20 protein-coding genes and 1 pseudogene are annotated in these 21,519 nt (G+C 75.6%); 7 read left to right on the top strand and 14 right to left on the bottom strand.

Annotated features, from left to right (window positions below; genetic code table 11):
* Positions 1-67: 67 nt before the first annotated feature.
* The 7 genes and pseudogenes from HLV61_RS01835 to HLV61_RS01805 all read right to left on the bottom strand — a co-directional run bounded on the left by HLV61_RS01835 (position 68) and on the right by HLV61_RS01805 (position 7,588).
* Entirely contained in the window at positions 68-1,720 is a 1,653-nt protein-coding gene (locus HLV61_RS01835) for a caspase family protein (protein WP_369252387.1), read from the bottom strand.
* Positions 1,690-2,118, bottom strand: a complete 429-nt coding sequence (locus HLV61_RS01830) for an effector-associated constant component EACC1 (RefSeq protein WP_369252385.1) — start codon at positions 2,116-2,118, stop codon at positions 1,690-1,692. Before HLV61_RS01830 ends, HLV61_RS01835 begins: the two co-directional genes overlap by 31 nt.
* Before the next feature lie 179 nt (positions 2,119-2,297).
* Positions 2,298-3,404, bottom strand: a complete 1,107-nt coding sequence (locus HLV61_RS01825) for an NAD(P)-dependent alcohol dehydrogenase (protein WP_369252383.1) — start codon at positions 3,402-3,404, stop codon at positions 2,298-2,300.
* Positions 3,405-3,745: 341 nt separating this feature from the next.
* Positions 3,746-4,092, bottom strand: a pseudogene (locus tag HLV61_RS01820) (M55 family metallopeptidase); the annotation flags it as partial.
* Between the two features lie 141 nt (positions 4,093-4,233).
* Entirely contained in the window at positions 4,234-4,761 is a 528-nt protein-coding gene (locus HLV61_RS01815) for a DUF4396 domain-containing protein (protein ID WP_369252381.1), read from the bottom strand.
* A gap of 119 nt (positions 4,762-4,880) precedes the next feature.
* Positions 4,881-5,882 (bottom strand): sigma-70 family RNA polymerase sigma factor, encoded by a 1,002-nt coding sequence (locus HLV61_RS01810; RefSeq protein WP_369252379.1) that lies wholly within the window; start codon positions 5,880-5,882, stop codon positions 4,881-4,883.
* Between the two features lie 89 nt (positions 5,883-5,971).
* Positions 5,972-7,588, bottom strand: coding sequence for a hypothetical protein (locus HLV61_RS01805; RefSeq protein WP_369252377.1), 1,617 nt, complete (start codon positions 7,586-7,588; stop codon positions 5,972-5,974).
* 259 nt (positions 7,589-7,847) lie between these two features.
* Between HLV61_RS01805 and HLV61_RS01800 the strand changes: the two genes are divergently transcribed.
* Positions 7,848-9,134, top strand: coding sequence for a sensor histidine kinase (locus HLV61_RS01800; RefSeq protein ID WP_369252375.1), 1,287 nt, complete (start codon positions 7,848-7,850; stop codon positions 9,132-9,134).
* Positions 9,131-9,796, top strand: a complete 666-nt coding sequence (locus tag HLV61_RS01795) for a response regulator (RefSeq protein ID WP_440284456.1) — start codon at positions 9,131-9,133, stop codon at positions 9,794-9,796. Before HLV61_RS01800 ends, HLV61_RS01795 begins: the two co-directional genes overlap by 4 nt.
* A gap of 6 nt (positions 9,797-9,802) precedes the next feature.
* On the opposite strand, the gene HLV61_RS01790 is transcribed toward HLV61_RS01795, so the two are convergent.
* Positions 9,803-10,207: a MarR family winged helix-turn-helix transcriptional regulator gene (locus HLV61_RS01790; RefSeq protein WP_369252373.1), complete on the bottom strand. Its 405-nt coding sequence runs from the start codon at positions 10,205-10,207 to the stop codon at positions 9,803-9,805.
* Between the two features lie 62 nt (positions 10,208-10,269).
* Here HLV61_RS01790 and HLV61_RS01785 point away from each other — a divergent pair, with 62 nt between their 5' ends.
* Complete coding sequence (locus HLV61_RS01785) at positions 10,270-11,511, top strand: GNAT family N-acetyltransferase (protein WP_369252371.1); 1,242 nt, start codon at positions 10,270-10,272, stop codon at positions 11,509-11,511.
* A 12-nt stretch (positions 11,512-11,523) separates the two neighbouring features.
* Here the strand turns inward: HLV61_RS01785 and HLV61_RS01780 are convergent, their stop codons facing one another.
* Entirely contained in the window at positions 11,524-12,015 is a 492-nt protein-coding gene (locus tag HLV61_RS01780) for a ribose-5-phosphate isomerase (protein ID WP_369252369.1), read from the bottom strand.
* A 25-nt stretch (positions 12,016-12,040) separates the two neighbouring features.
* Between HLV61_RS01780 and HLV61_RS01775 the strand changes: the two genes are divergently transcribed.
* Both HLV61_RS01775 and HLV61_RS01770 read left to right on the top strand, forming a co-directional pair.
* On the top strand, positions 12,041-12,709 hold the full coding sequence (locus HLV61_RS01775; protein ID WP_369252367.1) for a DUF429 domain-containing protein: 669 nt from the start codon (positions 12,041-12,043) through the stop codon (positions 12,707-12,709).
* Positions 12,706-13,467, top strand: coding sequence for an MBL fold metallo-hydrolase (locus HLV61_RS01770; protein ID WP_369252365.1), 762 nt, complete (start codon positions 12,706-12,708; stop codon positions 13,465-13,467). Before HLV61_RS01775 ends, HLV61_RS01770 begins: the two co-directional genes overlap by 4 nt.
* On the opposite strand, the gene HLV61_RS01765 is transcribed toward HLV61_RS01770, so the two are convergent.
* Positions 13,460-14,215: an SDR family oxidoreductase gene (locus HLV61_RS01765; RefSeq protein ID WP_369252363.1), complete on the bottom strand. Its 756-nt coding sequence runs from the start codon at positions 14,213-14,215 to the stop codon at positions 13,460-13,462. The two genes, HLV61_RS01770 and HLV61_RS01765, sit on opposite strands and share 8 nt — an antisense overlap.
* A 49-nt stretch (positions 14,216-14,264) precedes the next feature.
* Positions 14,265-14,927, bottom strand: a complete 663-nt coding sequence (locus HLV61_RS01760) for a mycothiol-dependent nitroreductase Rv2466c family protein (RefSeq protein WP_369252361.1) — start codon at positions 14,925-14,927, stop codon at positions 14,265-14,267.
* Between the two features lie 149 nt (positions 14,928-15,076).
* Between HLV61_RS01760 and pepN the strand changes: the two genes are divergently transcribed.
* Positions 15,077-17,626 carry an aminopeptidase N gene (pepN, locus tag HLV61_RS01755; protein WP_369252359.1) on the top strand — a complete coding sequence of 850 codons (2,550 nt, stop codon included), beginning with the start codon at positions 15,077-15,079 and terminating at the stop codon, positions 17,624-17,626.
* A gap of 168 nt (positions 17,627-17,794) precedes the next feature.
* On the opposite strand, the gene HLV61_RS01750 is transcribed toward pepN, so the two are convergent.
* Genes HLV61_RS01750 through HLV61_RS01740 form a run of 3 tightly spaced genes read right to left on the bottom strand, consistent with a single transcriptional unit; the run spans position 17,795 to position 20,179 of the window.
* A complete protein-coding gene (locus HLV61_RS01750) occupies positions 17,795-18,247 on the bottom strand; it encodes a DUF5130 family protein (RefSeq protein WP_369252357.1) in 453 nt (150 codons plus the stop codon).
* Positions 18,248-18,292: 45 nt separating this feature from the next.
* Complete coding sequence (ctaJ, locus tag HLV61_RS01745; RefSeq protein ID WP_369252355.1) at positions 18,293-18,709, bottom strand: aa3-type cytochrome oxidase subunit CtaJ; 417 nt, start codon at positions 18,707-18,709, stop codon at positions 18,293-18,295.
* Between the two features lie 30 nt (positions 18,710-18,739).
* A complete protein-coding gene (locus tag HLV61_RS01740; RefSeq protein ID WP_369252353.1) occupies positions 18,740-20,179 on the bottom strand; it encodes an amidase in 1,440 nt (479 codons plus the stop codon).
* A gap of 37 nt (positions 20,180-20,216) precedes the next feature.
* On the opposite strand from HLV61_RS01740, the gene kynU reads away from it, so the two are divergent.
* Positions 20,217-21,488 carry a kynureninase gene (gene kynU / locus HLV61_RS01735; protein ID WP_369252351.1) on the top strand — a complete coding sequence of 424 codons (1,272 nt, stop codon included), beginning with the start codon at positions 20,217-20,219 and terminating at the stop codon, positions 21,486-21,488.
* The last annotated feature ends 31 nt before the right edge of the window (positions 21,489-21,519 follow it).

The following is a 21,519-nucleotide window of genomic DNA, read 5'->3' as shown; positions in this document are numbered from 1 at the left end:
GGTGCCGACGGGACGGGCGCCCGTCCTGCAGGTGAGCTGCACGTCCCCGGACCGGGTGAGCACGGGTTCAGCCGGGTTCGACCGTGATCTCGGCGGTGAAGAAGCCGGCGTTGTTCTCGCGCCCGCCGTCGTTCACGCCGAGGAGCAAGCGGCCGTCGCCCTCGGCGGTGATCGTCGTCTGGCGGCCGACCGGGCTGGGGGTGCCCGCCCCGTCCACGCGGACGATGAGGGCGCTGTGGTTCAGCTCCGGGTAGGGGGTGAGCAGCTCGGGCCGGTTCGGGATGCCCTCAGGGCCGATCGCCAGCCCCGCGTCGACGTCGTGGAACACCTCCCCGCCGGCCACGACCGTCACGCGGTCGCCGAGCCCCACGTCGACGCCGGTGTCGGTCCACAACCTGGTCCCGTCCACCTCCACCGCGGTCGCGGTCGCGGTCGGCGGGGGATCCGCCGTCCCGGTCGCGCCCCCGGTGGCACCCCCACCCTCGTCCTCGGTGCCGCATCGGCTGAGGGCGACTCCCCCGGGGACCACGAGCACCAGGGCCGCCAGGCCGCCGACCAGCATCCGGCGGCCGCCCCACCAGGCAGGCTCAGGGGACTGAGGGTTCCCGGTCCCGCCGGAGTCGGGCCGCCGCGGCACGTGGGGCACGGAGCGGGGCGGCGGCGCGGAGCTCTGCCGCACGTGCACGTGCACCCGGATGGTCTTCGCCCCGCCCGGCCCCCGGTCCCGGACCCGGACGGCGCCCCGGTTGTCACCAGGGCGCGGATGCAGCTCGATGCGCACGTCGTCGCCGTCCCGGGTGACGCCGAGCCACTCGTCATCGGAGGTCGCGACCCAGTCGAGTCGTCCACCGCCCCGGTTCAGGACCGCCACGCGCTCGGGCCCGAGCCGCTCCTCCGGGTCGACGTCTCGGAGGTCGATGGCCGTCTCGGAGACGTCCAGCACGGGCGGACCCTCCGTCCCGATGCCGGCACCTACGCCATGGCCCTTGCCGATCGTCGGGACGGGACGGCGGGCCACGACCACGTCCCCACCACCGGAGAAGGAACGTTGCGGGATCTGCCTGCCGATCGCAGCCAGCTGCCGGTGGACGTAGCCGTAGAGGTCGTCGAGGTCGACGAACCCGTCACCGTCGTGATCCGGCGCTCCGGACCGCAGTCCCTCGACGAGGTGCGTCGTGAACCGGCTGGTCCCGTTGCGCCGGTCGGCGTCCTGGGCGAGTTGACCGCTCCGCGTGCTGGTGAGCAGGTAGCGGCCGGCACCCTCCAAGCTCTTCGGCAGGTCGGCACCCTTGAAGGAGCCGCTGTAGCAGCAGTCGAGCACGATCATCGTGGTCGTCGCCGCCGACGCGTCGATCATGCTGTCGATGCTCGTGGCGCTGACCGTCGTCGCCAGCAGCGAGTCCGTCCTCGTGTCGCGGGCGGCCAGCATCAGCGTGTTCCTGACGCTGAGCAGCCCGTGGCCGCTGTAGTAGAGGAGCAGTCGGTCGCTCCTCGACGCGGACGTGAAGAACTGCTCGAGCTCTACGAGGATCTCGCTCATGGTGCGCTCGGCGACCAGGCGCACGTCGTGCCGGTCGAACAGCCCGGTCACCGGGTCGGTGAGGGCGTCCCGCAGCAGGGCGATGTCGTTGACCGGTCCCTCGAGGGTCGGCAGGTTGCCGGGGTCGTTCGGGAACGTGGAGTTCCCGATCAGGAGGGCGCGGTATCCGGATCCGGCCACGGCTTCTCCCCGATCCGGATGGCGAACGCCTCGGCGATCCTGTCGATCGCCTGGGTGTCGATCGCACCGCCGGAGACGGTCACCCGCTCGGTGCGCCCGTCGACGTCCCAGCTCACGTCGAGCCGCCGGCTGCGGTCCCGGGTGAGCCAGGCGCGCAGGAACTCGACGGCGGCCGTGAACGCGCCGGCCGAGCCCAGGGCGAGGATGACCGTGTCCACCGTCCCCTTGGCGCCGGGGACGCGCTCGGCCTCCCGGCGGAGCCCACCGACTTCTCCCTCGAGACCCGTGTAGAGGTCACCGACCTGAGCGCGCCAGCGGTCGTCGGCCGGATCGAATCGGTCGCTGTGGGGCTCGAGGACCAGGTCGAGCACCCGCTCCGGAGGGGACGTTCCGTCCACGCGGTCGGCCTATCACATGGCCCGGCGGGCCGCCATGCCTTCGGGAACAGGATCGGCTGGTCCGGCGCGTCACCGGGCCGGGAGCCTCCAGGTCGGCCGCCGAGAGGTCACCACTGCGGGTCCGTCGTCGCTCGGTGGCTGCCCTGCAGTCCATGACGACCCGACGTCGCAACCGTCGGTCAGTGAGGCATGCGGATGATCGGCTTGACGACCTCGCCGCTGTGCGAGGCCTCGACGGCGTCCGCGATCTCCTCCAGCGGGAAGTACTGCACCAGCCGGTCGAACGGGAACCGCCCCTGCACGTGCAGGTCCATCAGGGCCGAGATCAGCGCCTGCCCGCGACCGCTGCCACCCAGCGTGCCGCGGATGGTCTTGCCCCACAGCGTGGTCAGGTGGTCGGCGCTGAACTCCGCCCCCGCCGGTGCGCCACCGATGAGCAGGGCGGTCCCGAGCATGCCGACCGAGTCGATCGCCTGCCGCAGCACCGAGAGGACCCCGGTGCAGTCCAGAGCGGCGTCGGCGGGGCCCCCACAGATGTCGATGACCGCGCCGACCGGATCGGTGTCCGTGGCGTCGACCGTGTGCGTGGCGCCCAGGTCGGTGGCCAGCCGCAGCCGCGAGGCGTGCCGGTCCACGGCGATGACGGTCGTGGCCGGCGAGCACCGGGCGGCCATCACCGCGGCCAGCCCCACCGTCCCGGCGCCGTACACGACGATCGAGGAGCCGGGTTCCGGGCGGATGGTGTTGAGGACGGCGCCGGCGCCGGTGGCGAGCCCGCAGGCCAGCGGCCCCATGAGCTCCACCGGCAGCCCCTCCGGGATGGGCACCAGCGACGACGCCGAGGTGATCGCATGGGTGGCGAACGACGACTGGCCGAAGAAGTGACTGGCCAGGGGGCCCCCGTCGGGGGTCCGCAGCGCCGAGCCGCGACCGCCGGGGCGCTGCCCCGAACCGACGAGTGGGCCGAGGTCCAGGCAGTAGCGCGGCTCACCGGCCAGGCAGTTGCGGCACTGCCCGCAGTACGGCCAGCCGAGCACGACGTCCTGACCCTCGCGGACGCCCGTGACGCCCTCCCCGACCGCCACGACCGTGCCGGCGCCCTCGTGGCCCAGGACGCCGGGCAGCGGGAACGGCAGGTCGCCGTCGCGGGCGATCCCGTCGGTGTGGCAGTAACCGGTCGCGGCGACCTTCACCAGCACGTCGCCCGGACCGGGCTCCTCCAGCTCCACGGGCCGGACCACGAAAGGACCGTGCAGTTCCTCGACGACCGCGGCGGTGATCTCCAAGACCGGCTCCTCGTGACGGCCACGTGCCGGCCGGGCCATCCCGACGGCCGTGGGAGCCCATCCTGGCGCAGTCGGCGCCCGCCGCGCGCCCTCAGTCGGCGAGACCCCGCGTGAGCAGCCCGACGGTCACGACGGTCCGGTGGAGCGCGACCGGGCCGGCGTCGGTGACCCGGACGTCGAGCGTCCCGGCGCGCTCCACGCCCACGATCCGGGGGGCCGTCTCTGCCAGGTCGGCGTCGCGGAACGTGAGCTCCCTCGTCCGGGTGCAGGCTCCCGGCCGCGAACCGGGACGCCGCGGCCGAGGGCGACCAGCCCGTCGATCCCCGGCTCCCCCGCTCGACACCGTTCAGCCGCACGCGGGCGATCGCCGCCGGGTCGTACGTGTGCGACGGGACCGAGGACAGGCCGCCCATCGAGCCGTGGTGGCTGACGAGGGAGACGGCGTGAGAGGAGGCATCCAGGCCCTCCATCGTGTACGTCGGCTCGTGCCGGCCCGCATCGACGAGTGCGAGTCGTTGACGAGCAACTCCGTCGCGCCGGCGTCCATGGCACAGGCGACGGCCGCGTCGACCTCGTCCTGCAGCAGCAGCCGCCGGTGGTACTCGTACTCCGCCCCGGGACCGCGGCCCTGGCCCCGGTCGACGACACCGGCGGTGCCCTCCGTGTCGGTGGAGAGGTGGACCTCCACCCGCCCCTCCTGGGCCGCGGGCCCCGGCGCCCCGTGCGTGAGGGGTCTCCGGACCGGCGGCCCGGCACCGGGGGGGTGCCGGGCCGCCGGGGGTCAGTGGTGGGCCGGGTCAGTGGTGGGCCGGGTCAGTGGTGGGCCGGGTCAGTGGTGGGCGTGGACGACGGCGTGGCCGAGGCCGCGCCCCATCAGCCAGCGGTTGACCGGCAGGGTGACCACGAACGCCACCGCGAAGGCGGCGGCCAGCGACAGCCAGAACAGCGCCGAGGCCAGTCCCGCCTCCATGGCGCCGGGCACGCTCACCATGACGGCGTTGTCGACGACCTCCATCACCGTGATGGAGACGGTGTCGGCCGCCAGCGCCACCTTGAGCGCCGCGCGGAACGGCAGGCCGGCACGCAGGACGCCGCGCATCGTCAGGGCGTAGCCGAAGACGAAGGCCAGCGCGACGGCCAGCGCGACCGTGGGAGCGGTGGACCAGCCCAGCGCGGTGCCGATGACCATGCCGAGCACCTCGCCGATGGCACAGCCGGTGAGGCAGTGCAGCGTGGCCTGGGCCGCCGTCCGCCAGGAGACCGTGGCCCAGGAGCCCCGGCCGGCCGGGGAGCCCCCCTGGTCGGGCCCGGCGTGCGGGTGGGACGGATGTGCGTGGTGGGTGTGGTCGGTGTGCATGTCGCCTCCTCCGGACGACGTCCGGTATACCCCCCTGGGGTACCGCTGACAACCCCCTGACGCACCACCGCCTCCCATCCCGGACGGGATGGGAGGCGGTGGAGGCAGGCACGTGCGGATCAGCCGGCTGCGGGCTCCCCGTCCGGGGTGGCCGGCAGGCCGAGCCGGGCGAACAGGTCGTTGTCCAGGTCCAGGAAGCTCGTCTGGTGGCGGATCCGGCCGTCCTCGATCTCCAGGACGTGCAGCGCCCACGGCGCGTGGCCGCCGTCGGCCGTCGGCCGCCACTGCGCGACCGCCGGGCAGCCGTTGGCCTCGGTCAGCATCACCCGGGAGCCCCGGCACCCACTGCCGGGGCCGAGCATCCAGGTGCCGATGTCGGCGGCGCTGCCCAGCCACATCTCGAACGGCGGCATGTGCTGGGTGGCGTCCTCGTGCAGCAGCGCGACGAAGGCGTCGATGTCGTAGCGCTCGAAGGCGTCGAGGTAGCGGGCCAGCAGGTCGCGGTGGTCGGCGTCCAGGGGGCGTTCCTCCGGGGTGCCGCCCATCGCCGCCAGCGTGGCGCGGGCCCGCTGCAGGGCGCTGTTGACCGAGGCGACCGTGGTCTCCAGCAGGGTGGCGACCTCGTCGGCGTGCCAGCGGAGCACGTCGCGCAGGAGCAGCACGGCGCGCTGGCGCGGGGGCAGGTGCTGCAGCGCGGCCACGAAGGCCAGCCGCACCGACTCGCGGGCCACCGCGCGCTCGGCCGGGTCGCCGTCCTCGGGCAGGACCTGGCGGTCGAGGACCGGCTCGACCCACGCCTCGGCCGGCCGCTTGGCCGCCAGGGACGCCTCGACCGGCGACCACGGCGACCCGGACAGGTCCATCGGCAGCGCCCGGCGCCGGCGGCCCGACAGCTGGTCGAGGCAGACGTTGGTGGCGATCCGGTACAGCCAGGACCGCAGCGAGGAGCGGCCCTCGAACGAGCCGAAGCTCTTCCAGGCCCGGACCAGCGTCTCCTGCACCGCGTCGTCGGCGTCGAAGGACGACCCGAGCATCCGGTAGCAGTAGCCGGTCAGCTCCCTCCGGTGCTCGAGCAGCCGCGGGTCGAGCTCGTCGGCCACCCCACTCAGCACGCCGGTCACGCGGACCACCTCTCCTCGTCGGCTCCCCGTCGGCGGGCGTCAGTCCACCACGGGGGGCCGACGGAACGGGAGTCCCCGGAGGGAGGGCGCTACTGGTAGCTGATCAGCTGGGGACGGGGCGAGACCTGCGCGATGGTCTCCTCGGGCGTGAGCATCGGGACGTCCTCGTCGTAGAAGTTCTTCCAGCCCCAGGCGAGCCCCTCCGGGCCGATCCCGTTGAGCACCCGCCAGGTGTCCTGCTTGGCCCCCTGACCGCCCTGGCCGTCGGCGTGCACCATCACGGCCAGCTCGGGGCGGGACATGTCCAGCTGCTCGCGGCCGGGGATCATGTCGACGCGGAACTGGTGCAGGACGAGCAGCTTCTGCGGCAGCCGGTTCTCCCGGGTCAGGTCGGCCAGCCAGGTCACCACCCGGTTGACCTCCTCGATCCCCACCGAGCCGATCTGGGTCAGGTGCACCTGGTTCGGCAGCAGCCGCCACTCCGGGTCCAGCGCCAGCCCGACGTACGGCAGCTGCAGCAGCTCGCGGAACCGCTCGGCCTGCGCGACGAAGTCGTTGCGGCCCGGCTGCAGGTCCAGGACGACGTAGAGGCCCGCGGCGCCGGCGGCCTCGACCCACGGGCGGAGCTGCTCGATCGGCGCCTCGTAGGAGTAGTCGTTCTCCTCGGTCGGGAACGCCGAGGCGACGGTGGCGATGATCTCGAAGGCCGGGACGACGGTGGCGTCGGGGACCAGCGCCTCGTAGGGGGCGGCGGTGTCGCGGGCCCGCTGGACGGCGGCGTCGACGTCCTGCTCGCCCAGGACGCCCAGCGAGCCGGTACCCGGGTGCCCGTAGAGGGCGACCATGAAGTGCTGCGGGAACAGCGTCTGCCCGCCGGCGGGCAGCTGGGTGCCGGTGGCGGCCGTCTCGACCTTCCAGTCCAGGCCGTCCTCCGCGCCGAAGCCGGTCCCGAGCGCGACGACGGTCTCGGCTCCGGACACCGCGTCGACCGCGCCGGCCGAGGCGCGCGGGTCGGTCTGCCCGCCGGTCACCTGCACGGCCGCACCGGCGGCCCGGGCCGTGGCGACGCCGGCCAGCGACTCGGCGCTGCCGGAGGCGAGCACCACCGTCGTGTCCAGCGGCTCGGCGCGGGTCACCGACGGCAGCTCGCCGTCGGCCTCGCCCTGGGCGGGGTCCGCGTCCGCCGGGAGCAGCGCGGCGGGTGCGTCGGGGTCGAGTGCGGCGACGGCGGCGGCGTCCCCGTCGTCCGGCACGGGGTCGGCCTCGGCGAGGTCCAGGCCGGTCGCGGCGGCGACGGCGTCGGCGGTGGCCGGCACGGCGACGACGTCGGCGTCCCCCGGTGCCGAGTCGGCGCCCACGGCGAGGACGGTCTGCGCGCCGAGCCGGTCGAGCTCCTCGGCGACGGCGTCGTCGGACCCCTCGCCCTCGGGGTCGAGCAGCAGCGGCACGCCCAGGCCGACGGCGGCCGAGGCGCCCAGCAGGGTGGCCGCGCGGTCGCCGTCGGGCGCCACGACGACCACGCCGGCCTCGTCGAACAGCGCGCGGCTGGCACTGACGGCGGAGGCCACGGGCTCGGCGTCGGCGACGAGGGTGAGCCGCTCGTCGGGGGCCGACGTCGCCACCGCCGCCTCCTCCGCGGCCGAGCCCTCGTCCCCGGCGGCGCCCGGGGACGTGCAGGCGGCGGTCAGGAGGAGAGCACCGAGCACGACCGGAACCGCCCTGGGGCGCATGGGGACCTCCGTCCGCCGGGCACGTGGCCACGCGGGGGCGCGGCGCCGTCGGCGCGCTCCGGCAGGCCACCGACAGTAGCCATCCCCCGCGACCGGCGGCCCTGGACACGGGTGCTCCGCGACGGGGAGCATCGCGCCCGATGAGCGGCGCAGGCGCGGGTGTCGGGCCAGCCCGACACCGGATCGACCGGCTGACGGGATCGGCCGGCCGCCTCCGCGCCAGCAGGCTCGGTCCATGACCACCGACACCCTCGTGATGCCCTCCGTGACCGCCCCGCCGCACTCCCGCCGCCTGCGCCGGGTCCTCACCGACTCCGGCTACGCGGTGCTGTCCCTGCCCGTCGGCGTGCTGTTCTCCGCCGTCGTCGTGACCGGCGTGGCCGCCGGGATCGGCACCGTGGTGGTCTGGGTGGGCCTGGCCGTCCTCGCCCTCACCCTGCTGGCCGCGCGCGGGTCGGCCACGCTCGAGCGGGCGCAGCTGCCCGCGGTCCTCGGCCACCCGCTCCCCCGCCCGGCCTACCTGCCGGCCGAGGGCGGGCCGGTGCGCCGGCTGCTCACCCCGCTGCGCGACCCGCAGTCGTGGCTCGACGCCCTCCACGCGGTGCTGCGGCTGCCCCTGGCCGTGCTCGCCTTCGCCGTCACCGTCACGTCCTGGGCGGTCGCCCTCGGCGGGATCACCTACGGCCTGTGGGACTGGGCGCTGCCGCAGGAGGGAAACGAGGACCTCTTCGAGCTGCTCGGCTTCGAGGGCGGGACGAGCCTGCGCATCCTCGGCTACACGCTGATCGGCCTGCTGGCCGCGGCGGTGCTGCCGTTCGCCGTCCGCGCCGTCGCCGTGCTGCAGGCGCAGCTCGGCCGCGTGCTGCTGACCTCCCGGGCGGCCACCCAGGCCGAGCTCGGGCGGCTCTCCCGCGGCCGCGACGCCGCCGTCGCCGCCGAGGCGGTGGCGCTGCGCCGGCTCGAGCGCGACATCCACGACGGCCCGCAGCAGCACCTCGTGCGCCTCGGCATGGACCTCTCCCGCGCGCAGCGCCAGCTCGACCGCGACCCCTCCGCCGCGCGCACCACGCTGGCCGAGGCCGGCGTCCTGGCCCGCGAGGCGCTGGAGGAGCTGCGGGCGCTGTCCCGCGGGATCGCACCGCCGGTGCTCGCCGACCGTGGCCTCGCCGCCGCGCTGGCCGCGCTGGCCGCCCGCTCGCCGGTGCCGGTGGAGCTGGCCGTCGACCTGCCCGGGGAGCGCCTGGCGCCCGCCACCGAGAACACCGCCTACTTCGTCGTCAGCGAGGCGCTGGCCAACGTGGCCAAGCACAGCGGCGCCGACGTCTGCCGGGTCGAGGTCGGACAGGTGGGGGGCGTGCTGCGGGTCGTCGTCGAGGACGACGGCGCCGGCGGGGCGCTGCTCGTGCCGGGGCACGGCCTGGCCGGGCTCGCCGACCGGCTGCGCGCGGTGGACGGCGTCCTCACCGTCGACAGCCCGCGCGGCGGGCCGACCCGGACCGTCGCCGAGCTGCCGTGGGCGTGAGCCCCGGCGACCGGCCGCTGCGCGTGGTGCTCGGCGAGGACTCGGTGCTGCTCCGCGAGGGGCTGGTCCGGCTGCTCGAGGAGGCGGGCACCACCGTGGCGGCCGCGGTCGGCGACGGCCCGTCGCTGGTGCGCGCGGTCATGGCCGAGCGGCCCGACGTGGCCGTCGTCGACGTCCGGATGCCGCCCACGCACACCGACGAGGGGCTGCGCGCCGCCGTCGAGGTCCGCCGCCTCGCCCCCGGGACGGCGGTGCTGGTGCTCTCGCAGTACGTCGAGGTGACCTACGCCGACGAGCTGCTCGCCGACGGCCGCGGCGGCGTGGGCTACCTGCTCAAGGACCGGGTGACCGACCTCGACCAGCTGCTGGCCGCGCTGGACGAGGTGGTGGCCGGCGGCACCGTGCTCGACCCGCAGGTGGTCGCCCAGCTGTTCGCCCGCCGTCGCGCCGACGACCCCGTCCGCCGGCTGACCCCGCGCGAGCGCGAGGTGCTCGGGCTGATCGCCGAGGGGCACTCCAACACCGCGATCGCCCGGCAGCTGGTGGTGACCCCCGGCGCGGTGGAGAAGCACACGCAGCGGATCTTCGCCAAGCTCGGCCTGGCTCCCGACGAGGAGCGCAACAGCCGGGTGATGGCGACGCTCGCCTACCTGCGCGGCTGAGCCGGTTCAGCGCTCCAGGTTCGCGACCATCCGGGCCAGGCCCGCGACGGTCGCCGCGTACTCCTCGGCCGAGAGCCCGTCGGCGACGCGGCGGCGGAAGGCGGCCACGCCGCCCGCGAGCCGGCCGTGCGCCGTCCGCCCGTCGGAGGTCAGCGCGAGGACGCCTCCGCGGTCCTCCACCCAGGCGCGGGCGGCCAGGTCGGCCACGACGTCGTCGACCCGGCGCGGCGTCGCGAACGAGGCGAGGGCGGCAGCGAGCTCCGGGCGCGCCGACGGGCCGCCGGCGAGGGAGTCGAGCACCTGCCAGTGCCGGCGGGAGAGCCCCTCGGCCGCGACGACGTCGTCCAGACCCCGCTCGAGCAGCTCGTCGAGCCGCTTGACCCACCACCCGACCGGCCGCTGCTGCTGCACCCCCGGATGCTCGCACCGGAACGCGGTCGCGGGCCGTCGGCCCCTCCCGGTAGACAGCGGGGGTGACCGATCCCGCGGACCTCCGACCCGTCACGACCGAGGAGTGGCCGGCCTTCAGCCGGGCGATGCTGGAGGTCTTCGGCGACGAGCCGGTCGGGTCCTTCACCGAGACCCCGCCGTCGGTCGCCGAGCTCGACCGCTCGCTGGGCCTGTGGGCCGACGACGGCCGGGTGGTCGCCACGGCGGGCGCCTACAGCCGGCAGCTGACCGTGCCCGGCGCCGTCGTGCCCTGCGCGGGCGTCACGTGGGTGACCGTCTCCCCCACCCACCGCCGCCGCGGCGTGCTGACCGCGATCATGCGCCGCCAGCTCACCGAGCTGCACGAGCGGGGCGGCGAGCCGGTGGCCGGGCTGTGGGCCTCCGAGGGCGGCATCTACGGCCGCTTCGGCTACGCGCCGGCCACCTCGCGGGGCAACCTGCACGGCCGCACCCGGCAGATGGCCTTCCGTCCCGACGTCGACCTGGGCACCGGCACGGTCGCGCCGGCCGACGCCGACGCCTACCGGGGCGGCGCGGCACGGGTGCACGAGGCGCTGCGCCGCTGGGTACCCGGCAGCATGGAGCGCGACGAGCGCTGGTGGGACCGGCTGCTGCGCGATCCCGCCGAGCACCGCGGCCGCGCGAGCGCGCGCCGGTTCCTCCTGCACACCGGAGCCGACGGGGAGGTGACCGGGTACGCCGCCTTCCGCGTCCGCTCGCGGTGGACCGACGACGGCGAGCCCGACGGCACCGTCGTCGTCGAGGAGGTGCGGGCCCGCAGCACGCCCGCGTACGCCGCCCTGTGGCGGTACCTGCTCGACCTCGACCTCGTGCGGACGGTGGAGTCCGGCTACGCCCCCGCCGAGGACCCGCTGCGCCACCTGCTGGCCGACCCGCGGGCGCTGCACGCGCGACCGCTGGACGGGCTGTGGCTGCGGCTGGTCGACGTCGGCCGGGCGCTGGCCGCGCGCCGCTACCCCGCGCCGGTCGACATGGTCCTCGAGGTGCGCGACCGCTTCTGTCCCTGGAACGACGGGCGCTGGTGGCTGCGTGGGCACCCGGCCGGGGCCTTCTGCGCCCCCACCGACGGCGACCCCGACCTGGTGGTCGACGTCGACGCCCTGGCCGCGGCCTATCTCGGCGGCGTCTCGCTGGCCACGCTGCAGGCGGCCGGCCGGGTCACCGAGGTGAGCCCGGGGGCGGTCACCCAGGCCGCGACGGCGTTCTCCTGGCCGGTGAGCCCGTACTGCCCCGACCAGTTCTGAGGGGGACCCCGCCTAGACGACCTCGTCGCGGGTGGGGAGGCCACCGGCGGGGCGGTGTCGGTTCTGCTCGTAGTCGCTGATCAGGCCGATCCGGCGGACGTGCCGCTCCTCGTCGCTCCACGGGGAGGCGAGGAAGTGCAGCACCAGCGCGGTCGCCTCGTCGATCGAGTGCTGGCGGGCGCCGATGGCGCAGACGTTGGCGTCGTTGTGCGCCCGCGCGAGCTCGGCGGTCTCGCGGTTCCAGACGAGGGCGGCGCGGACGCCCGGCACCTTGTTCGCCGCGATCTGCTCGCCGTTGCCCGACCCGCCGATGACCACGCCGAGGCTGCCCGGCTCGATGACCACCCGCTCGCCCACCTCGAAGCAGAACGGCGGGTAGTCGTCCTGGGGGTCGTAGTCGTGGGCGCCGCAGTCGACCGGCTCGTGCCCGGCCTCGGTGAGCGCCTGCTTGAGGTGCTCCTTGAAGTCCAGTCCGGCGTGGTCGGTGCCGACGAAGACGCGCATGGCGCGAGTCTGTCAGGGTCGGCACGTGGCGGTGCTCGGGGTCGACGGCTGGCGCGGGGCCTGGGCCGGGGCGCTGCTGGCGGGCCGCTCGGTGACGCTGCTCGCGCTGCGCGACGTCGCCGCCGTCCTGGCCGTGCCCGACGTCGAGGTGGTGGGCATCGACATGCCGATCGGGCTGTCCGACGACGGCGTGCGGGCCTGTGACGTCGAGGCCCGGCGCCGGCTGGGTCGGGCCGGCAGCTCCGTCTTCCCCGCCCCGGTGCGCGCGGTGCTCGGCGCCCTCGACTACGCCGACGCGCGGCGGCGCTCGGTCGAGGCGACCGGCAGCCGCTCCCTGTCGGCGCAGTCCTTCCAGCTCGTCCGGTCGATCGCCGTCCTCGACGACGCCCTGGGCGACCCGCCCCGGGACGACGTCGTCGAGGTGCACCCCGAGCTGTCGTTCCGCACGCTCGACGACCGGGTGGACGCCCCCAAGTCGAGCGCGCGGGGGCTGGCGCAGCGGATCCGTGCGCTGCAGCCGGTGATGGACGTGCTCGACGCGCTCGCCGCCGCACCGGCCGGCCTGCCCGCCGTCGACGCGCTGGACGCCTGCGCCGCCGCGTGGTCGGCCCGGCGGCTGGCCGACGGCGTCGCGGAGTGCGTGGGCGACGGCGCCCGCGACGCCCGCGACCGGCCGATGCGGATCTGCTGGTGACCTTCCGGGAGGTGGCCGACGGCGTCTTCGTCCGCCGGCACGGGTCCCTCGACCTCAACTGCGGTCTGGTCGTGGGCGACGGCGCGTGCCTCGTCGTCGACACCCGGTCGCACCTGGGCGAGGCCGCCGACCTGATCGCCGCCGTCCGCCGGGTGACCCCGCACCCGTGGACGGTGGTCGACACCCACGCCCACCACGACCACTGCTTCGGCAACGCCGCCTTCCGCCCGGCGACGGTCTGGGGGTCCCGCGGCTGCGCGGCCGACCTGCTCGCCACCGGCGAGGCGCAGCGCGCCGCCCGGGTGGCCGAGCTGCTGGCGGACGGGGACGCCGAGGGCGCCGAGCAGGTCCGGCGGGCTCCGCTGGACCCGCCGGACGCGCTGGTCGACGACGTGGCCGTGCTCGACGTCGGCGGGGTGGAGGTGGTGCTGCGGTTCCTCGGCCGCGGGCACACCGGGCACGACCTGGTGGTGGAGGTCGAGGACGGGATCGTCTTCGCCGGGGACCTGGTCGAGGAGGGCGCCCCGCCGGCGTTCGAGGACGCCTTCCCGGCCGAGTGGCCGGCGACGCTCGGGCGGCTGCACGCGATGGCACGCGGCCCGGTGGTCCCCGGACACGGCGCGGTCGTGGACGCCGCGTTCGTCGGCGCCCAGCGCGAGGAGCTGCTCGCGGTGCTCACCGCGCTCCGTGCGGGCCGGCTCGACCGCGGCCCCTACGACGAGGCGACGATGCGGGTGGCCGCGCGGCGCCTCAGGTGAGGCGGCGGAGCACGGGAAGCGGCAGCACCCGCAGCAGCGCCGACACCGGCCGCCACGGCCACTCGGGCACGTAGGCGCGGACCGGCTCGCGCTCGATGGCGGCGACGAGGGCGTCGACGCCGGTGTCGAGGTCGACGGTGAACGGGCCGCGGCGGCCGACGTTGATGTCGGTCTCGATGTAGCCGGGCAGCACGGTGGTCACCCGGATGCCGGTGCCGAGCAGGTCCGACCGGATGCCCTCGGCCAGCGCGTTGAGCGCGGCCTTGCTCGCGCCGTAGGCGGTGCGGGTGCCCTGCATGCCGCGGACCGAGGCCACCGAGCTGATCAGCACCAGGTGACCGGAGCCCTGCGCGCGGAACAGCTCGACGGCGGCCTCGCACTGCGCGTGGGTGCCGAGCACGTTGGTGGCCAGGACCGCCCGGTTGACCGCGGCGGCCCCGGTGCCCACCGAGGAGCCGTTGCCGATGCCGGCGTTGGCGACGAACCGGTCGATGCCGCCGAGCTGCGCGGCCAGCGCGGGGACCCCGTCGGCCACGGCCCGCGCGTCGTCGACGTCGATCGGGGCGGTGACCACCCGGATGCCGGGGTGCGCGGCGAGCAGCTCGTCGCGGAGGTCCTCGAGCAGGGCGGCGCGGCGGGCGACCAGGGCGAGGTCGCGGCCCCGGGCGGCGAACCGGCGGGCCATGCCCATGCCGAGGCCGGAGCTGGCACCGGTGATCAGGATCCGCTGGCGGACGGGACGCGGCACGCGATCAGCATGCCGCGCCCGTCCGGGCCCCCGCAGCGGGGGCCTGTGGTCAGCGGCGGGTGAGCTGCAGGGTGTCGGCCGGCACGGAGTCCATGTCGGGGCCGGCCGTGCGGGTCCGCTTCAGCTCCCAGAAGTCGGGCAGGTCGGCCAGCAGGACGGCGCCGTCGAAGGCCCGGCCGGCGTCCTCGCCCGTCGGCACCCTGCTGATGACCGGTCCGAAGAAGGCGACGCCGTCGATGTGCATGACCGGGGTGCCGACGTCGTCGCCGACGGGGTCCATGCCGGCGTGGTGGCTCTTCTCCAGCGCCTCGTCGTACTCGGTGGAGTCGGCCGCCTCGGCCAGCTCGGCGGGCAGGCCGACCTTCTCCAGGGCCGGGGCGATGAGCTCGTCGAGCTCGAGCTGCTCGTGGTGCCGCAGCGTGCCCATGGCGGTGTAGAGGTCACCGAGGACCTCCTCGCCGTGCTTCTCGGCTGCAGCGATCGCGACCCGGACCGGGCCGATCGCCTGCGTCATCATCTGCTGGTACTCCTCCGGCAGGTCGCGGCCGCGGTTGAGCACCGCCAGGGACATGACGTGCCAGTGCAGGTCGATGTCGCGCACCTTGGCCGCCTCCAGGACCCAGCGGCTGGTCAGCCACGCCCAGGGGCACAGCGGGTCGAACCAGAAGTCCACCCGGGCCGTCACCGGCGAGCTCTGCACTGCCTCGGTCATCCGTCGTCTCCCTCTCGTCGTGCTCTCGTCCGTCGGGGTCGCAGCCGTCCCGTGCGGCACCGGCTCCTGCGCCTGCCAAGTGCCCGGTCAGGCCGGTTGTTCCCCGTCCCCGGGCGGGCGTGTCGGCCGTCCGTGGGAAGCTGCCCGGCGTGGCCGTACCCAACCTGACCCGCGACGACGCCGCCGCGCGCGCCCGCCTGCTGGCCGTCGACAGCTACGACCTGCAGTTCGACCTCACCGACGGGAACGGGCACCCCGGCACCGGGACCTTCCGCTCGACGACGACGGTGCGCTTCACCTGCCGCGAGCCCGGCGCCGCCTCGTTCGTCGACCTCGTCGCCGAGACGGTGCGCTCGGCCACCCTCAACGGGGCCGAGCTCGACGTCTCGACCTACACCGAGGAGGGTGGCCTCCCGCTGCCCGACCTCGCCGCCGACAACACCCTCGTCGTCGACGCCGACTGCCGGTACAGCAACTCCGGCGAGGGCCTGCACCGCTTCGAGGACCCCGAGGACGGCCAGGTCTACCTCTACACGCACTTCGAGCCGGCCGAGGCCAAGCGCGTGTTCGCCTGCTTCGACCAGCCCGACCTCAAGGGCACCTACGAGGTGCACGTCGTCGCGCCGTTCGACTGGCAGGTCGTCTCCAACACCGGCGGGCGCACCATCGAGGGCGGCCCGAACGGCTCGCAGCTGGTGCACTTCGAGCCGACCAAGCGGCTGTCGACCTACCTGGTCGCGCTCGTCGCCGGGCCCTACGCCCGGGTGACCGACGCCTACGAGGGCATCCCGCTGGGGCTGTACTGCCGCGCGTCGCTGGCCGAGCACCTCGACCCCGAGGAGCTGTTCCGGGTCACCAAGCAGGGCTTCGAGTTCTACCACCGGGTGTTCGACTACCCGTACCCGTTCGACAAGTACGACCAGCTGTTCGTGCCGGAGTTCAACGCCGGCGCGATGGAGAACGCCGGCGCGGTCACCGTGCTGGAGGACTACGTCTTCCGCTCCCGGACCAGCCGGGCGCGCTACGAGCGGCGCGCCGAGACGGTGCTGCACGAGCTGGCGCACATGTGGTTCGGCGACCTCGTGACCATGCGCTGGTGGGACGACCTGTGGCTCAACGAGTCCTTCGCCACCTACATCTCCACGCTGTGCCAGGCCGAGGCCACCGAGTACACGACCGCCTGGACGACGTTCGCCAACGCCGAGAAGGCCTGGGCCTACGCGCAGGACCAGCTGCCCTCGACCCACCCGATCGCCGCGGACATGGTCGACGTCGCCGCCGTCGAGGTGAACTTCGACGGGATCACCTACGCCAAGGGCGCCTCGGTGCTCAAGCAGCTGGTGGCCTACGTCGGCCGCGAGGAGTTCCTCGCCGGCATCCGGAAGTACTTCCGCGAGCACGAGTACGGCAACACCACGCTGGCCGACCTGCTCGACCCGCTGTCGGAGGCCACCGGCCGCGACCTCAGCGAGTGGTCGGCACAGTGGCTGGAGACCAGCCAGGTCAACACGCTGCGCCCGGTGTACGAGCTCACCGACGACGGCCGGTACGCCTCCTTCGCCATCGAGCAGACCGCCGTCCCGGAGCACCCGGTGCTGCGCCGGCACCGGCTGGCCGTGGGCCTCTACGACCGCGGGCCCGACGGGCTCACCCGCACGACCCGGGTGGAGCTCGACGTCGACGGCGCCCGCACCGAGGTGGCCGAGCTGGCCGGGCACCCGGCCGCCGACCTGGTGCTGGTCAACGACGACGACCTCACCTACGCCAAGCTGCGCCTCGACGAGCGCTCGCTGACGACGCTGCGCGAGGCGATCGGCACCGTCCCCGACCCGCTGGCCCGCGCGCTGTGCTGGGCGGCGGCCTGGGACATGACCCGCGACGCCGAGCTGCCCGCCCGCGAGTGGGTGCAGCTGGTGCTCGCCGGCATCGACGCGGAGACCGAGACCAGCGTCGTGCAGTCGCTGCTGGCCCGGGTGCAGTCGTCGCTGACCTCCTACGCCGACCCGCAGTGGGCCGAGACCGGCTGGGCCGCGCTGGCCGACAAGGCGGTGCAGGCGCTGGAGTCCGCGGCCCCGGGCAGCGACGAGCAGCTGCAGTGGTCGCGCACCCTGGCCTCGGCCGCCCGCACGGAGGCGCACGCGGCGGTGCTGCGCGGGCTGCTCGACGGCTCGCGGACGGTCGAGGGCCTCGCCGTCGACGCCGACGCCCGGTGGGCGTTCCTCAACGGCCTGGTCGCCATCGGCGCGGCCGGGGACGCCGAGATCGACGCCGAGGCCGAGCGGGACGCCACCGCCACCGGTGTCCGCCGGGCCGCGACCGCGCGGGCGCTGCGCCCGACGGCCGAGGCGAAGGCGGAGGCCTGGCAGCGCGCCTTCCACGACGCCGACGTGCCCAACGCCGTCCACGAGGCGCTGGTGGCCGGCTTCTGGCACCCCGCGCAGCGCGAGCTCACCGCGGAGTACGTCGAGCGCTACTTCGCCGAGATCGGCCCGATGTGGGACCGCCGGCCCGGCGAGATCGCGAAGAACGCCGTGCAGTACCTGTTCCCGCCGGTGGTCGAGGAGCGGGCGCTGCAGGCCGCCGACACGTGGCTGGGCCAGGAGGGGCACCCCGCCGCGCTGCACCGGCTGGTCTCCGAGGGCCGCGACGGCATCGCCCGCGCGCTGCGCGCCCGGCAGCGGGACGCCGCCGAGAGCTGAACCGCAGAGCACGGGGGCCCGGGAGGACGTCGTCCTCCCGGGCCCCCGTGCTGCCGGCGTCCGCGCCGTGCGCCAACAGCGCGACCAAGGCCCCGGACGCGACGGAGCCCGGCGGGACCGGTCATCCCGCCGGGCTCCCGGCGTCGGGAGGGCGGTGCGCCCCGGCCGTCAGTGGCGGCGCGCGCCGTGCGGGTGGCCGGCCTGGTCGGACAGCTGTCGCAGGCCGTTGACGATGCCGCCCACGAGGTCACCGGCGGCGAAGGAGTTGGTCATCGACAGCACCGCGAGCGCGCACGCCCGGTCGGGCAGCCGGCGGGCGGCCGACGCCCCGGTGACCACCTCGATGACCCGCTGGCCGGGCGAGACGGCCAGCAGCACCGAGTCGACCGGGTCGCCGCCGTGGGCGTGCAGCTCCTCGGCGCGGATGCGGGTCTTGGGCCCGAGGTCGCCGATGTAGAGCGTGAACCGCAGGCCGGTCTCGCGCGAGGACATGGTCAGCGCCTCGTCGAGCCGCGCCAGTTCGCGGTAGCTGAAGACCGTGTCGTAGCCCTGGTCGGCCCGGGTGGGCGCGGTGTCGACCGTGCCGGTGTCGTGGGGCTCGGCGTCCAGCACGCGGGTCATCGCAGATCTCCGGGGGAGGTCGTGGAGTGGGTGGGGGTCACCGGGTCACCAGGTCCCGCGGGCGCCGCCGAGCGGACCGCCGGCGGAGGGCACCGGCGTGCCGGCCGAGACCGCCGTGGCACCGCGCGTGCCCGCGATGACGCTGGAGCCGATGGGGCCGTGGCCGTCAGCGGAGACGCCGTGTCCGGGGCCGTGGCCGGACCCGTGGCCCGCGCCGATGGCCGCCGTCTCGCCGTAGAGCGAGGAGCCCACCGCCTGGGTGTCGCCCTCGCCGGCGGCGTGCGTGGGGGCGTTCTCGGGCTGGGGCTCGTACCACACCGGCTCGTGCTCCCATGCCTGCCCCGGCTTGTAGCGGACGCCCTGGCGCTGGCGGCCACCGGGCAGGTACGTCACCGCCCAGAAGAAGACGTACACCGCCAACGGGGCCACGACAAAGACGAGGAGTGTCTCGACGACGGTCACGCCCGGGAATCTACCGCCCGCGGTGCGCGGTCATGCGTCGGCGTGCCAGCCCGGCGGGTGCCGGTGCGCCCACGGCCGGGCCTCCTCCAGCTGGGCCGCCAGCGCGATCAGCGTGGCCTCGTCCGCGGGCCGCCCCACCAGCATCGTGCCGATCGGCAGGCCGTCGCCGGTCCAGTGCAGGGGCACGCTCACGGCGGGCTGGCCGGTGACGTTGTAGAGCGCGGGGAAGGCGGCGTAGCGCTCCTGCCGCGCGAAGTCCGCGGCGCCGTCGCCGTCCGCGTCGAACCAGCCGAGCGGCCGCGGCGTCATCGTGGTCACGGGGGCGAGCAGCACGTCGAAGTCGGCGGTGGCCCGCACGTACCGGCGGGAGAAGTTCCGCAGCGCGTCGAGCGCCTGCATCGCCGCCTGCGCCGACAGCGCCAGCCCGCGGGCCCGCAGCTCGCGGGTCAGCGGCCGCAGCTCCCCCACCCGGCCGGCCGGTACCGCCAGGGTCGCCCCCGACAGCGCCCACACCCGCTCGAAGGCGCCCAGCACCTCGGGGGTGACCAGGCCGCCGGGGACGTCGACCACCTCGTGCCCGAGCGACCCGAGCAGCCCGGCGGCGTCGTCGAGGGCGGCGGCCACCTCCGGCTCGAGGACCGCGCCCGGTAGCGGGGACTCCAGCGCCCGGCCGATCCGCAGCCGCCCGACGGGGCGGTCGGCGCACCCGAGGAAGGTCTCGCCGGGCGGCAGGGGCGGCGCCCACGTCGTGTCGCCGGGGACCGGGCCGGCCATCGCGTCGAGCATGACGGCGGCGTCGCGGACGGTCCGGGCCAGCGGGCCGTGGGTGCCCAGGCCGGTGACCTCGCTGCCCAGCGGCGCGTTGCTCACCCGGCCGCGGGTGGGCTTGATGCCGAACAGGCCGTTGATGCTGGCCGGGATGCGGATCGAGCCACCGCCGTCGCTGCCCTGCGCGAACGGCAGCATCCCCGCCGCGACCGCCACGGCCGCGCCGCCGCTGGAGCCGCCGGCCAGCCGGGTCCGGTCCCACGGGCAGCGGGCGGGGCCGGCGACGTCGTTGTCGGTGTAGCAGGGGAAGCCGAACTCCGGTGTGTTGGTCTTGCCCAGGCTGATCGTCCCGGCCGCGGCCAGCTTGGTGACCACGGCGTCGTCGAACCCGGGCACCGAGTCGGCGTACACCGCGGATCCGTAGGTGGTGCGGACGCCGGCGGTGTTGGCGAGGTCCTTGATCCCCGTCGGGACGCCGAGCAGGGGTGGCAGGTCACCGCCGCGCAGCACCCGGGCCCGGGCCTCGGCGGCCGCGGCCAGCGCCCGCTCGGGCGTGACGGTGACGAAGGCACCGAGGCCGGCGTCGAGCGCCTCGACCCGGGCGAGAGCGTGCTCCACCAGCTCGACGGGGCTCACCTCCCGGCTCCGGACGGCGGCCGCCTGCTCCAGCGCGGTGAGCTCGTGCAGCTGCGTCCCGGTCACGGGCGGCGACGCTAGCCCGCGCGGTAGACAGGTCCGCGTGCACCTGGCTCATCCGGACCTCACCCGCGCGCACGCCGAGGCACTCGACGCCGCCGACCTGCTGGCCGGGTTCCGCGACCGCTTCGCCGGCACCGACGACGACGGCCCGCTGTACCTCGACGGCAACTCCCTCGGCCGCATGCCGCGCGACACCCCGGCCGCGCTGGCGCGGGTGGCCGAGCAGGAGTGGGGCCGCGGGCTGGTCGGGTCGTGGGCGTCCTGGATCGACGTCGGCACGCGGGTGGGCGACGTCATCGGCACCGGTGTCCTGGGCGCGCGGCCCGGCGAGGTGCTGCTGGCCAACACCACCACCGTCGACCTGTACGAGCTGGTGGTGGCCGCCGCCGACGCCCGGCCCGGCCGCGACGTGCTGGTCTGCTGCGCCGACGACTTCCCCACCGACCGCTACGTCGTCGCCGGGATCGCCGCCGCCCGCGGGATGACCGTGCGCGAGGTGCCCGCCGACGTCGACGAGGGGCCCGACCCCGCCGACCTCGCCGCCGCGCTGGACGAGCGGGTCGCCGTCGTCGTGCTGTCGGCGGTCGCCTACCGGTCGGGGGCGCTGGCCGACGTCCCGGCGGTGACGGCGGCGGCGCGCGACGCCGGTGCGCTCGTCGTCTGGGACCTCTCGCACGCCGCGGGCGCGGTGCAGCTGGACCTGGCCGCGCACGGGGTCGACCTCGCCGTCGGGTGCACGTACAAGTACCTCAACGGCGGGCCAGGCGCGCCGGCGTTCCTCTACGTGCGGCGGGAGCTGCAGGAGTCGCTGCGCCAGCCGATCTGGGGCTGGTTCGGCCAGCGCGACCAGTTCGCGATGGGGCCGGTGTACGACCCGGTGCCCGGCATCGGGCGGTTCGCCACCGGTACGCCCCCGGTGCTCGCCGCCGCGGCGGTGGAGGTGGGCGCACGGTTGGTGGCCGAGGCGGGCATCGACCGGCTGGCGGCCAAGGGACGGGCGCTGACCGGGCTGCTGGTCGACCTCGCCGACGCCCGCCTGGCGCCGCACGGCGTGGCGCTGGCCAGCCCGCGCGACGCCGCCCGCCGCGGGTCGCACGTCACGCTGGCGCACCCGCACGCCTGGCAGCTGACCCGGGCGCTGGTCGACCGCGGGGTGGTGCCGGACTTCCGCACCCCCGACCGCGTCCGCCTCGGGCCGGCGCCGCTGTACACGCGGTACGTCGACGTCTGGGACGCCGTCGACCGGTTCCGCGCCCTGCTCGAGGACGGCAGCTGGGCGCGCTACCCCGAGGAGCGCGCCCGCGTCACCTGACCCGGGCGGCAGGAATGGCCATCTCTGCCGC

It is taken from the genome of Geodermatophilus amargosae (assembly GCF_041028265.1).
Classification (GTDB): Bacteria; Actinomycetota; Actinomycetes; order Mycobacteriales; family Geodermatophilaceae; genus Geodermatophilus; species Geodermatophilus amargosae_A.
The sequence above is the reverse complement of the archived record's forward strand: the minus strand, read 5'-3'. Positions and strand labels throughout refer to the sequence as shown.